Annotated in this window: 17 protein-coding genes; 9 read left to right on the forward strand and 8 right to left on the reverse strand. The window is 62.1% G+C overall.

Going from position 1 to position 14,235, the window contains the following annotated elements:
• The first annotated feature begins 263 nt into the window (after positions 1–263).
• Positions 264–1,478: an aldose 1-epimerase family protein gene (locus Q7F16_RS10225; protein WP_014340838.1), complete on the forward strand. Its 1,215-nt coding sequence runs from the start codon at positions 264–266 to the stop codon at positions 1,476–1,478.
• Positions 1,479–1,484: 6 nt separating this feature from the next.
• On the opposite strand, the gene Q7F16_RS10230 is transcribed toward Q7F16_RS10225, so the two are convergent.
• The gene (locus tag Q7F16_RS10230) at positions 1,485–2,978 is read right to left on the reverse strand and encodes a YifB family Mg chelatase-like AAA ATPase (RefSeq protein WP_409555744.1); all 1,494 of its coding nucleotides are present in this window, start codon (positions 2,976–2,978) and stop codon (positions 1,485–1,487) included.
• Between the two features lie 266 nt (positions 2,979–3,244).
• Between Q7F16_RS10230 and Q7F16_RS10235 the strand changes: the two genes are divergently transcribed.
• On the forward strand, positions 3,245–4,522 hold the full coding sequence (locus Q7F16_RS10235; RefSeq protein ID WP_046064433.1) for a sensor histidine kinase: 1,278 nt from the start codon (positions 3,245–3,247) through the stop codon (positions 4,520–4,522).
• A gap of 18 nt (positions 4,523–4,540) precedes the next feature.
• Here Q7F16_RS10235 and Q7F16_RS10240 read toward each other — a convergent pair whose 3' ends face one another.
• Complete coding sequence (locus Q7F16_RS10240; protein WP_018605561.1) at positions 4,541–4,801, reverse strand: accessory factor UbiK family protein; 261 nt, start codon at positions 4,799–4,801, stop codon at positions 4,541–4,543.
• Positions 4,802–5,216: 415 nt separating this feature from the next.
• Between Q7F16_RS10240 and glnK the strand changes: the two genes are divergently transcribed.
• The 4 genes from glnK (at position 5,217) to sutA (ending at position 7,987) form a co-directional block, all read left to right on the forward strand.
• Positions 5,217–5,555: a P-II family nitrogen regulator gene (glnK, locus tag Q7F16_RS10245; RefSeq protein ID WP_002555808.1), complete on the forward strand. Its 339-nt coding sequence runs from the start codon at positions 5,217–5,219 to the stop codon at positions 5,553–5,555.
• A gap of 33 nt (positions 5,556–5,588) precedes the next feature.
• Positions 5,589–6,923, forward strand: a complete 1,335-nt coding sequence (locus Q7F16_RS10250; RefSeq protein WP_046064432.1) for an ammonium transporter — start codon at positions 5,589–5,591, stop codon at positions 6,921–6,923.
• A gap of 212 nt (positions 6,924–7,135) precedes the next feature.
• Entirely contained in the window at positions 7,136–7,561 is a 426-nt protein-coding gene (locus Q7F16_RS10255; RefSeq protein ID WP_079303458.1) for a secondary thiamine-phosphate synthase enzyme YjbQ, read from the forward strand.
• 102 nt (positions 7,562–7,663) lie between these two features.
• The gene (gene sutA / locus Q7F16_RS10260; protein ID WP_014340827.1) at positions 7,664–7,987 is read left to right on the forward strand and encodes a transcriptional regulator SutA; all 324 of its coding nucleotides are present in this window, start codon (positions 7,664–7,666) and stop codon (positions 7,985–7,987) included.
• A gap of 204 nt (positions 7,988–8,191) precedes the next feature.
• Here the strand turns inward: sutA and Q7F16_RS10265 are convergent, their stop codons facing one another.
• Genes Q7F16_RS10265 through lptM form a run of 6 tightly spaced genes read right to left on the reverse strand, consistent with a single transcriptional unit; the run spans position 8,192 to position 12,802 of the window.
• The gene (locus Q7F16_RS10265; RefSeq protein WP_014340826.1) at positions 8,192–8,896 is read right to left on the reverse strand and encodes an HAD family hydrolase; all 705 of its coding nucleotides are present in this window, start codon (positions 8,894–8,896) and stop codon (positions 8,192–8,194) included.
• The gene (gene xerC, locus Q7F16_RS10270; protein WP_079303045.1) at positions 8,893–9,792 is read right to left on the reverse strand and encodes a tyrosine recombinase XerC; all 900 of its coding nucleotides are present in this window, start codon (positions 9,790–9,792) and stop codon (positions 8,893–8,895) included. The genes Q7F16_RS10265 and xerC overlap by 4 nt, the downstream gene beginning before the upstream one ends.
• Complete coding sequence (locus Q7F16_RS10275) at positions 9,792–10,517, reverse strand: DUF484 family protein (protein ID WP_409555745.1); 726 nt, start codon at positions 10,515–10,517, stop codon at positions 9,792–9,794. The genes xerC and Q7F16_RS10275 overlap by 1 nt, the downstream gene beginning before the upstream one ends.
• A gap of 13 nt (positions 10,518–10,530) precedes the next feature.
• Positions 10,531–11,361: a diaminopimelate epimerase gene (gene dapF / locus Q7F16_RS10280; RefSeq protein ID WP_409555746.1), complete on the reverse strand. Its 831-nt coding sequence runs from the start codon at positions 11,359–11,361 to the stop codon at positions 10,531–10,533.
• 4 nt (positions 11,362–11,365) lie between these two features.
• A complete protein-coding gene (gene lysA, locus Q7F16_RS10285) occupies positions 11,366–12,613 on the reverse strand; it encodes a diaminopimelate decarboxylase (protein ID WP_046064429.1) in 1,248 nt (415 codons plus the stop codon).
• Positions 12,614–12,622: 9 nt separating this feature from the next.
• Positions 12,623–12,802 (reverse strand): LPS translocon maturation chaperone LptM, encoded by a 180-nt coding sequence (lptM, locus tag Q7F16_RS10290; RefSeq protein WP_041476199.1) that lies wholly within the window; start codon positions 12,800–12,802, stop codon positions 12,623–12,625.
• Between the two features lie 185 nt (positions 12,803–12,987).
• Between lptM and cyaY the strand changes: the two genes are divergently transcribed.
• The 3 genes from cyaY to rnk all read left to right on the forward strand — a co-directional run bounded on the left by cyaY (position 12,988) and on the right by rnk (position 14,235).
• Positions 12,988–13,320, forward strand: coding sequence for an iron donor protein CyaY (cyaY, locus tag Q7F16_RS10295; RefSeq protein WP_003206795.1), 333 nt, complete (start codon positions 12,988–12,990; stop codon positions 13,318–13,320).
• 4 nt (positions 13,321–13,324) lie between these two features.
• Positions 13,325–13,543 (forward strand): DUF1289 domain-containing protein, encoded by a 219-nt coding sequence (locus Q7F16_RS10300; protein WP_079303043.1) that lies wholly within the window; start codon positions 13,325–13,327, stop codon positions 13,541–13,543.
• Between the two features lie 281 nt (positions 13,544–13,824).
• Positions 13,825–14,235, forward strand: a complete 411-nt coding sequence (gene rnk / locus Q7F16_RS10305; protein WP_014340819.1) for a nucleoside diphosphate kinase regulator — start codon at positions 13,825–13,827, stop codon at positions 14,233–14,235.

Raw genomic sequence — 14,235 nt, forward strand, 5'->3', positions numbered from 1 at the left:
CAAGCTCGCTCCCACAAGGGAATTGTGGGGAACACACTTCTGACGCCCAGCGGGAGTCAGTGTGGGAGCGAGCTTGCTCGCGATGGCGGCCGCCCAGGCAACATCATCTCAATCTGACCCACCGCTATCGCGAGCAAGCTCGCTCCCACAAAAGCTGCCACTCTGGTGTTACCTCTTTTTTAGGAATATTGCTGTTTTTAAGCTTGCTGAAACGTTTCTTCAAGTCTATAAAAACCGCACAACTCCAATAAAAGGTCGTGACCATGACTCCGCTCAAACTCCTCGTTACCCTTGGCGCCTTGGGCGCTGCCTCCCAGGCGATGGCTTGGGATTACGTCCTGCTGGATACGGATAAAGCCGCCCAACCCTGGCAAATCACCAGCCAGCAACTGGGCGTGAAAACCGACAAGCCCTTTTCCGTGACGATGCGCACCCTGCACGGCGGCCGGCAGGAAGGCGTCAGCATCGTCGACATCGACAATGGCACCCTGAAACTTTCGGTCGTCCCGACCCGTGGCATGAACGTGCTGCAGGCTTCGGTCGGGAATGTGCGCATGGGTTGGGATTCGCCCGTCAAGGAAGTGGTCAATCCGGCGTTCATCGAACTCAACGGCCGAGGCGGGTTGGGCTGGCTCGAAGGTTTCAATGAGCTGGTCACCCGTTGCGGCTACGAGTGGGTCGGCCATCCCGGCATGGACAACGGTGAGCTGCTGACCCTGCATGGTCGCGCCGCCAATATTCCGGCCAACAAAGTCACCTTGCATATCGACGAAAAGCCGCCCTACGCCATCACCCTGCGGGGCGAGTTGAAGGAGCAGGCGTTCAAGAAGGTCGATTTCTCGGTGCAGACCGAACTGGTCACCGAGCCCGGCAGCGTGACGTTCGCGCTCAGCGATACGCTGACCAACAACGGCGATTATCCGAAGGAATACCAAGCGCTCTACCACAGCAACTTCAGTACGCCGTTCCTGGAGCAGGGCGCTCGTTTCGCGGCACCGGTCAAGCAGGTTTCGCCGTTCAACGACAAGGCCAAGGGCGACTTGCCTGATTGGCAAACCTACCGGGGCCCGACCAAGGATTACGATGAAACCGTCTACAACGTCGTGCCATACGCTGATGCCAAGGGCGACACACTCACCGTGCTGCACAACAAGGCCGGTAGCCTCGGTGTGTCGGTAGGCTTCAACACCAGCACGCTTCCGGTGTTCTCCCTGTGGAAAAACACCGATACCCAGGGGCAGGGCTACGTGACCGGGCTGGAGCCAGGCACCAGTTTTTCCTATAACCGCCGGTATCAGCGCCCTCTGGGTCTGGTTCCTACCATCGCGCCGAAAGAGCACAAGCAGTTCCAGATCCACTACAGCCTGTTGGCGGACAAGGGCGCTGTGGATAAGGCGCTCAAGCGCATCGACGCCATCCAGAACGATCAGAAAACCGAAGTCCGGGAAACACCGTTGGTTGACCTGAGCAAACCATGACGGGGTTCAAGCCATAGTCGGCCGATACTGCAACGCTTCGGCCAGGTGTTCGCGACGGATGCTCCCCGCTTGCTCCAGGTCTGCCAGCGTCCTGGCGACCTTGAGCAAGCGATGGGCAGCACGCAGCGATAGGGTCAGCCGCTCGCAGGCGGTTTCCAGCCAGGTCTCATCGGCTGTGGATAACTTGCAGTGTTGGCGCAACCCCGGCAGATCGAGGAAGGCGTTGGCGCAGCCCTGGCGCTTGTGCTGACGCTCCCGGGCCTCGGCCACCTGCTCGGCGACCGTGGCTGTATCGTCCCCGGTTTCGCGCTTGGGGCTTAACGCCGTGGCTTCCCGGGCGACGGTCAAGTGCAGGTCGATACGGTCCAGCAGCGGCCCGGAGAGTTTGTTGCGGTAGCGCTGCACCATGTCCGGCGTACAGCAGCAGCGGCCGCTGGGCTCGCCAAGATATCCACAGGGGCAGGGATTCATTGCCGCCACCAACTGGAAACGCGCCGGGAAGCGTACTCGGTCACGGGCGCGAGAAACCACGATGTGCCCGGACTCCAGCGGCTCTCTCAAGACTTCCAGTACCCTGCGGTCGAATTCCGGCAGCTCATCGAGAAACAGCACGCCATGGTGGGCGAGGGTGATCTCCCCTGGCTGCGGCTTTGACCCGCCACCCACCAGCGCCGGGCCGGAAGCCGAGTGGTGTGGCTGGCGAAACGGGCGTTGCGGCCAGTGGCTCAACGGTATGCAACTGGCCACCGACTGGATGGCCGCGACCTCCAGGGCTTCGCTTTCGGCCAGCGGTGGCAACAGCCCTGGCAAACGGCTCGCCAGCAGGGTCTTGCCAGTGCCCGGTGGCCCACTGAACAACAGGTTGTGAGCCCCCGCGGCGGCAATCAGCAAGGCCCGCTTGGCCCCGGCCTGGCCTTGTACTTCGTTCAGGTCGGGGTAGGGCTTGCTGGCCGAGAGCAGCCCGTTGGAAACGAAAGGCTCGACCGGCGTGTGGCCGTTGAAGTGCGCCACCGCTTCGAGCAGATGGTCCACGGCGATCACCTTCAGCCCCGAGGCCAGGCAGGCCTCCTCGGCATTGGCCCGCGGCACCACCAGCATGCGCCCGGCCTTGCGCGCCGCCAGCGCCGCGGGCAATACCCCGCGCACCGGTCGCACCGCGCCGGACAACGCCAGCTCACCGAGGCATTCCACGTCGTCCAGCGTCAGGGTGGGCACCTGCACGCTGGCCGACAGGATCCCCAAGGCAATGGCCAGGTCGAAGCGTCCGCCGTCCTTGGGCAGGTCCGCCGGCGCCAGGTTCAGGGTGATGCGCCGTGCCGGGAAGTTCAGCCCCGAATTGATGATCGCGCTGCGCACCCGATCCTTGCTTTCCTTCACCGCCGCTTCCGGCAGGCCAACCATCGTCAGCGACGGCAAGCCATTGGCCAGGTGGACTTCAACGGTAACGGCAGGAGCCTCGACCCCTACTTGGGCGCGGCTGTGGACAATGGCAAGCGACATGAATCGTTCCTTGAGTGAATGGGGCGCCGCGTCCTGCGGCTCTGGAAGGTTAGTCGTGGGGACGAACTTGGGCGCGGCAATTGAAGGGAGAAAATTTGGCAGGATGTTTCGACGGCGGATGGCAGCCGAAGGGCGCCAAACGTGATGCGGTAGCGGATATCACCGCCGCACCTGCCCACGCAAAATGCCCGGGAAGGGCCCTCTGCTAGACTGCGATTTGCCCAGTCGGCACTTGGCGGTATCAACGGCACAACGAGGAAGTGGCCATGAACGATCTGCTGGCGCTGTTAACCGACAAGCGCTTCATGCCCCACGGGCATTGCTACATGTGGCGTCCGGATCTGCTATGGACCAATGTGATCGCCGATGGCTTGATCGCCCTGTCCTACGTCACCATCCCCTTCACCCTCCTGTACTTTATCCACAAGCGCAAGGACGTCCCGTTCGACTGGATGCTCGCGGCCTTTGGCGTGTTTATCCTGGCCTGCGGGACCAGCCATGTGATGGAGATCCTGACCATCTGGCAGCCCTATTACTGGCTGATGGCGCTGGTCAAGGTGATCACCGCGATTGCTTCGGTGATTACCGCCATCCTGCTGGTCCGGCTGGTGCCGGCGGCCCTGAAGATTCCCAGCCCGCAGCAATTGGCCAAGGTCAACGACGAGTTGCGCGAGGCGCAGGCCGAACTGGTCACCACCGCGCGCCGGGCCGGCATGGCGGAGATCGCCACCAATGTGCTGCACAACGTGGGCAATGTGCTCAATAGCGTGAATGTGTCAGCCCAGGTCCTCTACGAAAAGGTGCATACGTCCAAGGGACCAGGGGTGGCCAAGGTCGCTCAGTTGATGAAGGAACATCCCGATGACCTCGGTGACTTCATCAGCAGCGATCCGAAAGGGCGCGCGCTACCGGACTATCTCGACAAGCTGGCCGACGCGCTGGCCGTCGAGCAGCAGGGCATGATCGCCGAGTTGGCGCAGTTGACCCGCCGAATCGACCACATCAAGGAAATCGTCGCCACCCAGCAATCCTATGCCGGCAACGCCAGCGTGCTGGAGCCGGGCTCGTTGCGAGAGCTGGTCGAGGATGTCGTGCGCATTTGTGATGTGTCCCTGGCCCGCCACCACATCACGCTGATCAAGGAATTCAGTGATATCCCGCAAATGCCGCTGGACAAGCACCGAGTGCTGCAGATCCTGGTCAATCTGATCAACAACGCCAAGCAGGCGCTGGACGCGGGTACGAACCGGCCGCCGCAGATCATCCTGCGCCTGAAGGCCGTTGACGATGAGCGCGTGCGGGTCGAGGTCGAGGACAATGGCGAGGGGATTTCGCAGGACAATCTTGCGCGGGTGTTCGAGCACGGCTTCACCACGCGTGTCGACGGTCACGGCTTTGGCCTGCACAGCTGCATCCTGGCTGCGCACGAGATGGGCGGCGATCTGACCGTGCAGAGCGCCGGGCCGGGCAGGGGCGCGCTGTTTATCCTGGAGCTGCCGCTGACACTGGCCTGGGACCCGTCTCAACACGCTGCGAGTGGTTGAGTGGCCCGCAGGGGCTGCTTATTGCTGGGCCGGAGCCAGTCGCGCTTCCAGCTCGGCAACCTTGGCCTCCAGGCTTTCGAGTCGGGCCCGGGTTCGGGCCAGCACAACCATCTGGCTGTCGAATTCTTCCCGGCTTACCAGGTCCAGCTTGCTGAAGCCGCTTTGCAGCAGGGCTTTGAACTGGCTTTCGATTTCGCTTTTGGGCAGCGGCGTGTCACCGCTCAAAATGCGGGAGGCGTGGCCGCTCAGGGCGTCGAGGAGGTCTTTGGGCGCAAGCATGTGCAGGTGTCCTGGAAACAATGGCGGGCAGTGTATCACGCAGTGTCTATAGTCAATTCGCAAGCAAGGGATGCACGCTTTTCGCGCATGAGGCCGGGCGTCGCTGCACTGTTGTTGTGCGTATCGCTGCGGTTCATGGCGCGGTGCACGTCGAGCAGGTGGCCAAGAGACTGAAATCAGAGGGTTTGGGTGCAGATGGCAAGGTTTCTGCTTAGAGGCTGATGACCCATGCACTGATGCAGTCGCTGTGACGAATGCAGTGCAGCAGGCGGAACGGGGAGTTTCGCCAGGATCGGTTAACTGGCACCTGTCGGGCAACTTGGGCCGACGACGCGTTACAAAGCCAGGCACTGCGCTTAGACTTGAGTCGGGTTTGTTTTCCTGGGGCAAGTCCACCAATTCGGGAGAAAGTTTCATGAAGCTAGTCACTGCCATCATCAAGCCGTTCAAGTTGGACGACGTGCGCGAGTCGTTGTCCGAGATCGGCGTGCAGGGCATTACCGTTACTGAGGTCAAAGGCTTCGGTCGGCAGAAAGGTCACACCGAGCTGTATCGCGGCGCGGAATACGTGGTCGATTTCCTGCCCAAGGTGAAGATCGACGTCGCCATTGACGACAAGGATCTTGACCGGGTGATCGAGGCAATCACCAAGGCCGCCAACACCGGCAAGATCGGTGACGGGAAGATCTTTGTGGTCAATCTGGAACAGGCTATCCGCATCCGTACCGGCGAAACCGATACCGACGCCATCTAAGCCGCCAAACCCAACGCCCCAGGAGAAAACAATATGACTCTGCGTAAATTCGCAGGGCTAGGAGCCCTGTTGTCCTTCGCAATGCCTGGCCTGGCCATGGCAGAAGAAGCGGCAGCCCCAGTCCTGAACTCCGGCGACACCGCCTGGATGCTCACGGCAACGATTCTTGTACTGTTCATGACCATTCCCGGCCTGGCACTGTTCTACGGTGGCATGGTTCGGTCGAAAAACCTTCTTTCCGTGATGATGCAGTGCTTTGCCATTACCGGTCTGATCAGCGTCCTGTGGGTCATCTATGGCTACAGCATCGCGTTCGACACCACCGGCATGGAGCAGGGCGTCGTCAACTTCAACTCCTTCGTCGGCGGCTTGGGCAAGGCCTTCCTGGCGGGCGTCACGCCAGCCAGCCTGACCGGCCCGGCGGCGCTGTTCCCTGAAGCGGTGTTCATCACCTTCCAGATGACCTTCGCCATCATTACCCCGGCCCTGATCGTCGGTGCATTTGCCGAGCGGATGAAGTTCTCCGCCATGCTGATCTTCATGGGCGTGTGGTTCACCCTGGTGTATGCACCGATTGCCCACATGGTCTGGTCCGGCAACGGCGGCCTGATGTGGGACTGGGGCGTGCTGGACTTCGCCGGCGGCACCGTGGTGCACATCAACGCCGGTATCGCAGGCCTGGTGGCGTGCCTGGTATTGGGCAAGCGCAAAGGCTTCCCGACCACGCCAATGGCGCCGCATAACCTGGGTTACACCCTGATGGGCGCGGCCATGCTGTGGGTCGGCTGGTTCGGCTTCAACGCCGGTTCCGCTGTCGCCGCCAACGGCACCGCCGGCATGGCGATGCTGGTGACCCAGATCGCTACCGCTGCGGCGGCGCTGGGCTGGATGTTTGCCGAGTGGATCACCCACGGCAAGCCAAGCGCACTGGGCATTGCTTCGGGCGTGGTCGCTGGCCTGGTTGCAATCACCCCGGCTGCCGGCACCGTGGGCCCGATGGGCGCCCTGGTCATCGGTCTGGCGGCGGGCGTGGTGTGCTTCTTCTGCGCCACCACCCTCAAGCGCAAACTCGGTTATGACGACTCCCTGGACGCCTTCGGCGTACACGGCATCGGCGGTATCCTCGGCGCGATCCTGACCGGTGTGTTCGCAGCACCGGCACTGGGTGGCTTCGGCACCGTGACCGATATCGGCGCGCAAGTGTGGATTCAGTTCAAAGGCGTGGCGTTCACGGTGGTCTACACCGCGATCGTCACCTTCATCATCCTAAAGGTTCTGGACGCCGTCATGGGTCTGCGTGTCACCGAGGAAGAAGAAGCCGTGGGCCTGGACCTGGCCCAGCACAACGAGCGTGGTTACAACCTGTAAGCACGCCCAATAAAAAATGCCCGGTTCGCCGGGCATTTTTTTGCCTGGAATTTGTCATTGCTCACAAGGTGCAGGGGTTTTCCCGACGCCTTTTGTTGTGGATGCGACATGGTTTTTTCTACCGCCAAAGGCTTACACCGAAGCAAGAATATTAGGCCCTTTGTTTTTTCCCAGAGCGCGCTAGAATGCGCGCCGAACGTGCGGAGATCTGTATGTGGCAACAGACGCTGATAACCCTGCGGGCAAGGCCCCGGGGCTTTCATCTGGTGACGGACGAGTTGCTTGCCGGCCTGCCTGAACTCCAGGCGTGTCGTGTCGGTCTGTTGCATCTGTGGCTGCAGCATACCTCGGCTTCGTTGACCATCAACGAGAACGCCGATCCGGCGGTACGTCGAGACTTCGAACGATTTTTCAATCGGCTGATCCCACAAGGAACCGCCGACTATGAGCACAACGACGAAGGCCTGGACGACCTCCCGGCGCACTTCAAGGCCAGTGTGCTCGGTTGCCAGGTCAGCCTGCCGGTCACGGCAGGACGGCTGGCATTGGGTACCTGGCAAGGTGTTTATCTGGGCGAGCACCGTGATCACGGCGGTGCTCGTAAAGTCCTCGCCACCTTGTACGGTGAAGGGGCATAACCGCTGATTGCCGGCGGATGTTGAATTTTTTCTGGCAGCCTTCGAACAGATGGCGAAGCTGGGCTATAACTAATCTGCTTTTCGCAAGTCATGAGGTAGAACATGAGCGACGATGATCTGGAAAACGACGACCTCGAAGTAGGCGACGAAGACGAGACCGAAGAAGGCCTTGAAGCGGCAGCGGAAGACGTTGCCGACGACGATGGGGCCGATGTTCCGGCGCCTACCGCCAAAGGCAAGGCCAAGGCAGCCGTATCGGTTGACGAGTTGCCGAGCGTAGAGGCCAAGAACAAGGAGCGTGATGCGCTCGCCAAGGCCATGGAGGAATTCCTGGCCAGGGGCGGTAAGGTGCAGGAAGTGGAGGCCAACGTGGTCGCTGATCCGCCCAAGAAGCCTGACAACAAGTACGGTAGCCGCCCTATCTGAGTATCGGCTTCATTGCTTGCTGAAAAAGCCCGCCGTCGCTGCGGGCTTTTTCATGGGTGCGATTCCATTCCCGGGCCAGGCGCAGTCCCTGTGGGAGCGGGCTTGCTCGCGAAAGCGGTTTATCGGTCACATCAATGCTGGATGTGCCACCGCCTTCGCGGGCAAGCCCGCTCCCACGGAGGTTGTAGGGCTACAGGGCAGGGTTCAGTGCTGGCGATGCCACCCTGCCAATAACCCCGGCAGTTCGGTCAGGCTGCGGATTTCGGCATCCGGCGCGTGGTCGGCATCCCAGGGTTTACCCGTCGGGTTGAACCACACCGCCCGCAGGCCGGCCTGTTGGGCGCCGGCGATGTCGTCGCCCGGGTGATCGCCAATGTGCACGGCGGTCTGCGCCGTGGCGCCGCCGCGTTGCAGGGCTTCGTGGAACAGCCGGGCGTCAGGCTTGGCGATGCCGATGTCTTCGGCGCACAAGGCGAACTTGAAATAGTCCGCCAACCCCAGGCGTCGCACGTCGGCGTTGCCATTGGTGACCACGCCGAGGGCGAAATGGTTGGCCAGGATCTCCAGGGTGGGCTGCACCTCGGGAAAAACTTCGAGTTGATGACGGGCGTGCAGGAACGTCTCGAAGGCTTGGTCCGCCAGCTCAGACGCTTGCCACTGGTCGTAGCCGGCTTCCTGCAAGGCACGGAACAGCACCCGCCGGCGCAACGCACTGATGCGATGCTTCAGGCCGGGCTCTTCGCGCAACACCTGCTCGCGAATCGAAAAAAGATGCTCCACCGGCACGCCGCCCAGGTTTGGTGCGTTGTCGGTGAGCCATTGGCGGAGTATGGCTTCGGCGCTGGCGATCACCGGGGCGGTGTCCCACAGGGTGTCGTCCAGGTCGAAAGTGATCAGCTCGATGGTCATGATTCGTCGCTCTTGATGCGTTTGGCCCTGGGGTGGGCACTGTCGTAGACCGTCGCCAGGTGCTGGAAGTCCAGGTGGGTGTAGATCTGTGTGGTCTTGATGTCCGAGTGCCCCAGCAGCTCTTGAACGGCGCGCAGGTCCTGGGAGGACTCCAGCAGATGGCTGGCGAAGGAGTGCCGGAGCATGTGCGGGTGCAGGTTCTGTCCCAGCTCCCGTTCGCCGGCAGCCTTGACCCGCAGCTGAATCGCCCGCGGGCCGAGACGTCGCCCCTGTTGGCTGACGAAGACCGCGTCGTCGGCGGGGTTGGTCAGCGCCCGCAGCGCCAGCCACTGCTCCAGGGCTTCGCGGGCCTTGCGGCCGACAGGCAGCAGGCGGGTCTTGCTGCCCTTGCCGAGCACCTGGACCATGCCATCGGCCAGGTCCAGTTGATCCAGGTTAAGCCCTGTCAGCTCTGAAAGCCGCAGGCCGGAAGAATAGAACAGCTCGAGAATTGCCTGGTCGCGCCGTGCCAGGAAGTCATCCTCGACGGCACCTTCAAGCAATTGCAGGGCGCGGTCGGTGTCGAGGGTCTTCGGCAACCGGCGTTCGCCCTTGGGCGGCGCCAGGCCGGTGGCCGGGTCGTGATCGCACAGGCCTTCGCGATTGAGGTAGTGATACAGGCCGCGTACCGCCGACAACAGGCGCGCCAGGCTGCGGGAGGATTGCCCCTGTTGATGCAGGCGGGCGATCAGGCTGCGCAAGCGCTGGATGTCCAGGGCCGCCCAACTGCCGATGTTCTGCTTCTGGCACCAGCCCAGCACTTTTTCCAGGTCGCGGCGATAGGCCGACAACGTGTGGGGCGACACCTGGCGCTCACTGCGCAGGTGTTCGCAGTAGGCGTCCAGTTGCCGTTCCATCATCCGCGTACCGAGCGCAGCGAACCGGCGACCCTTGGCAGCACCCGACCAGTGACTTCGGCGATGTAGCTCAGGAACAGCGTGCCCACCGAACTCTTGTAGTGCTGCGGATCGCGGCTGGCGATGGCCAGCACGCCGTGCACGCCCTGGTGGGCGATGGCGACGACGGCGGTGGAGCCGATCTGCTTGCGTTGTTCCTCGCCGAACAGGAAGTCCAGCTCATGTTCGCGCAGGCTGCCGCTGACGCTTTTGTCTTCCGTGAGCAGGCCGCCAATGGCCGTCTGCGCTTCGGCGTGGGTCACCCAACGGCCTACCGGCATGGCGTTGTCGCCAAACAGGATCAGGCTGACAAAGGGCACCTGGAAATCCTGGCGCAGGCTGTCTTCGACGCTCATGACCAGGTCTTCGAGGGTGCTGGCGTCCATCAGGGCCAGGATCAGTCGACGGGTCTTGTCGAAGAGTCGGTCGTTGTCCCGGGCCACGTCCATCAGGTGCGAAAGACGATGACGCATTTCGATGTTGCGCTCGCGCAGGATTTTCATCTGGTGTTCCACCAGCGACACGGTATCGCCGCGTCGGTGGGGGATGCGCATCGCCGCAAGCAGTTCTTCATGCTCGACGAAGAAGTCCGGATGAGCCTCCAGGTAAGCAGCCACGGCTGCCGCTTCTGGAAGGCTGGGGGATTCGTCGGGCTGTGGGGCTGGAACCTGTGGCTGGTCGGTCATGGGTTTGGCTCACTCAAAGACGAACTTGTCCTTCGTATACGCGCACTGCCGGGCCGGTCATCATCACCGGTTGGCCAGGGCCTGCCCATTCGATGGACAGGCGCCCGCCGGGCAGGTCGATCAACAATGGCGAATCCATCCACCCCTGGCTGATCGCAGCGACTGCGGCTGCACAGGCGCCGGTACCGCAGGCCTGGGTTTCCCCAGCACCGCGTTCCCAGACGCGCAATTGTGCGCGGTGGCGGTCGATGACTTGCAGGAAACCGACGTTCACTCGCGCGGGGAAGCGCGGATGATGCTCGATTTTCGGCCCCAGCTCATGCACCGGGGCACTGTTGATATCCGTCACGCGCAGCACGGCATGGGGGTTGCCCATGGAAACCGCTGCCAGTTCCACCGTGGCGCCGTCGACGTCCACCTGATAACTCAGGGCCTGGCTCGGTGCCTGGAAGGGAATGTCCGCCGGCACCAGGCGCGGAGCGCCCATGTTGACGCCGATCTGGCCGTCACTGCGCACATCCAGTTCGATGATGCCGCTCTTGGTCTCGACGCGGATCTGCCGCTTGGCGGTCAGGCGTTTGTCCAGCACGAAGCGGGCGAAGCAGCGCGCGCCGTTGCCGCATTGCTCCACTTCCGAACCGTCGGCGTTGAAGATCCGATAACGGAAATCCACGTCCGGGTTATTGGGTGCCTCGACGATCAATAATTGGTCGAAACCGATACCGGTGTGCCGGTCCCCCCATTGCTTGGCGTGCTTGGGCAGGATGTGCGCGTGCTGGCTGACCAGGTCGAGGACCATGAAGTCATTGCCCAGGCCGTGCATCTTGGTAAAACGCAGCAGCATGGTTTTACTCCGGCAGCAGGCTTTCGCCGGCAAACAACTCGGCTACCGTCTCGCGGCGACGCACTTCAAATGCCTGATCACCGTCCACCAGCACCTCGGCGCAGCGGCCGCGGGTGTTGTAGTTGGAACTCATGACAAATCCGTAGGCACCGGCCGAATGCACGGCCAGCAGGTCGCCTTCTTCCAGCGCCAGCTCCCGACCCTTGGCCAGGAAGTCCCCGGTTTCGCAGATCGGCCCGACGATGTCGTAGTTGCGGGCCGCGGTGTCGCGAGGGCGCACGGCGGTGACGTCCATCCACGCCTGGTACAGCGCCGGGCGGATCAGGTCGTTCATCGCCGCGTCGACGATGGCGAAATCCTTGTGCTCGGTGTGCTTGAGGTACTCGACCTGGGTCAGCAGTACGCCGGCGTTGGCGACGATGTAGCGGCCCGGTTCGAACATCAGCGCCAGGTCACGCCCGTCGAGGCGCTCACGCACGGCCTTGATGTAGTCGGCCACCAGTGGCGGCTCTTCGTCGCGGTAGCGCACGCCGACACCGCCACCGAGGTCGATGTGGCGCAGGTAGATGCCGCAATCGCCGAGGCGATCGACCAGCGCGAGCAGGCGGTCGAGGGCATCGATGAAGGGTTCCAGGGTGGTCAGTTGCGAGCCGATGTGGCAATCGACGCCCAGCACTTCCAGGTTCGGCAGTTGGGCGGCGCGCACGTACACGTCTTCGGCGTCGGCAATGGCAATGCCGAACTTGTTTTCCTTGAGACCGGTGGAAATGTACGGGTGGGTGCCTGCATCGACGTCCGGGTTCACGCGCAGCGAAATCGGCGCGCGGACGCCCAGCTCGGCAGCGACGATTTGCAGGCGCTCCAGCTCGTCGGTGGACTCGATGTTGAAGCAGTGCACGCCAACTTCCAGGGCGCGACGCATGTCTTCACGGGTCTTGCCGACGCCGGAGAACACGATCTTGTCGGCGCTGCCGCCAGCGGCCAGCACACGCTCCAGCTCGCCACCGGAGACGATGTCAAAACCGGCACCCAGGCGCGCCAGGACATTGAGCACACCCAGGTTGGAGTTGGCTTTTACAGCGAAACATACCAGGTGCGGCATGCCCTCGAGGGCATCGGCGAACGTGCGGTACTGGGCTTCGATGTGGGCTCGGGAGTAGACATAGGTCGGCGTGCCGAAACGTTCGGCGATCGCGGACAGGGCAACCCCTTCCGCGAACAGCTCCCCGCCACGGTAGTTAAAAGCGTCCATGGCGTTCCCTTAGTAAGTGGTGTGAGTGTCGTGCGAGTGCGATTTGGCTTGCGACGACTTGGCCTGTTCTGCTTGTTCTTCGGGAGACTTGCTGTCATCAGGCAGGTACAGCGGACCTTTTTGACCACAGGCTGTCACGAGGCAGGCAACCGCGACGAGCGCAGCAAGGGAAGAGATCAGGCGCTTCATGGCGAAATCCTTGAAAATGCTTTAATTGCGCCGGAGTATACCGGCCACCCGGCAGCTTGCCTATGCAACGGGGCGCCCGTCCGGCGGCGCTGGTGGTCGTCAGTGGGTATATCCTTTGCAATCGCCGGGAAGCGTCCGTATCTTGCGGCGCTTGAGCATGAGCAGACATTTTCGAGGTTGCCGCAATGAGTTTGACTGAAGCCCGTTTCCACGATCTGGTCGATGCGACCCAGCAAACGCTGGAGGATGTGTTCGATGACAGTGGCCTGGACATTGACCTGGAAGTCTCCGCCGGTGTGCTCACCGTCAAGTTCGAAAACGGCAGCCAATTGATTTTCAGTCGCCAGGAGCCGTTGCGGCAATTGTGGCTGGCGGCGGTCTCCGGTGGCTTTCATTTCGACTACGACGAAGAAAGCGAACGCTGGATGTGCGACAAGAGCGAAGAGCAGCTGGGCGAGATGCTCGAGCGCATCGTCAAGCAGCAGGCTGGCGTGGAACTCGATTTCGAAGGCCTGTGACGGCGTGAGCCAGACAGCCGCGACACGGCCTCCCAAGCCGCTCTACAGCAACGTCAGCCCCGCCGTGCCGTCGCCCTGCACCGGCGTGTGCAAGCTGGATGAACAGAAGGTCTGCCTCGGTTGTTTGCGCCACGTGGAACATATCCGCGAATGGCGCTCGGCCGATGACGAACGTCGGCGGGTCATCTGTGCCGAGGCGCTTAAGCGCAGGCTCCTGAAGTAGCCAACACCTGATGGCCAGGCTTTTTGTGGCGAGGGAGCTTGCTCCCGCTCGGCTGCGCAGCAGTCGCATTTTTTGGGGTCGCTTCGCGACCCAACGGGAGCAAGCTCCCTCGCCACAGGGATTCACTGTCCATAGATAGGGCAGGTCCTGCCTGACTTGTTTATTTATTGAGCTGTGATAGTGTCCGGTTACGCCTCAATCCATCGAGGCCCGTGAAAACCCCGCCTTTTTGTGGCGGGGTTTTGCTTTTTTTGTGCAGAAGAAAGGAGTCTGCCAGGATCATGACCGCACCTTCCATCACCCTTACCCGTCTGGACGTACAGCGTCTGGAACGCCTGATCGACAGCCTTGATGAAACGCTGCCGGGCGTGATTGCGCTGCAAACCGAACTGGATCGCGCCGAGAACGTGGTGGGCCACGAAGAAGTGCCTGCCGATGTCGTGACCATGAACTCGCGCGTGCACTGCCGCGAAGAAAGCAGCGGCAAGGACTATCACCTGACGCTGGTTTATCCACAGGACGCAAATGCCGACGAAGGCCGGATCTCGATCCTGGCGCCAGTGGGTAGTGCGTTGCTGGGCCTGAAGGTCGGCCAGCACATCGACTGGCCGGCCCCGGGTGGCAAGACGCTGAAGCTGACGTTGCTGGAGGTCGAGTCGCAGCCGGTCAATGGCGGCGACTGCGCGTTCTGA

Origin of the sequence: Pseudomonas sp. Lb2C2, assembly GCF_052112205.1 — a bacterium.
In the GTDB taxonomy this organism is placed as follows: domain Bacteria; phylum Pseudomonadota; class Gammaproteobacteria; order Pseudomonadales; family Pseudomonadaceae; genus Aquipseudomonas; species Aquipseudomonas kilonensis.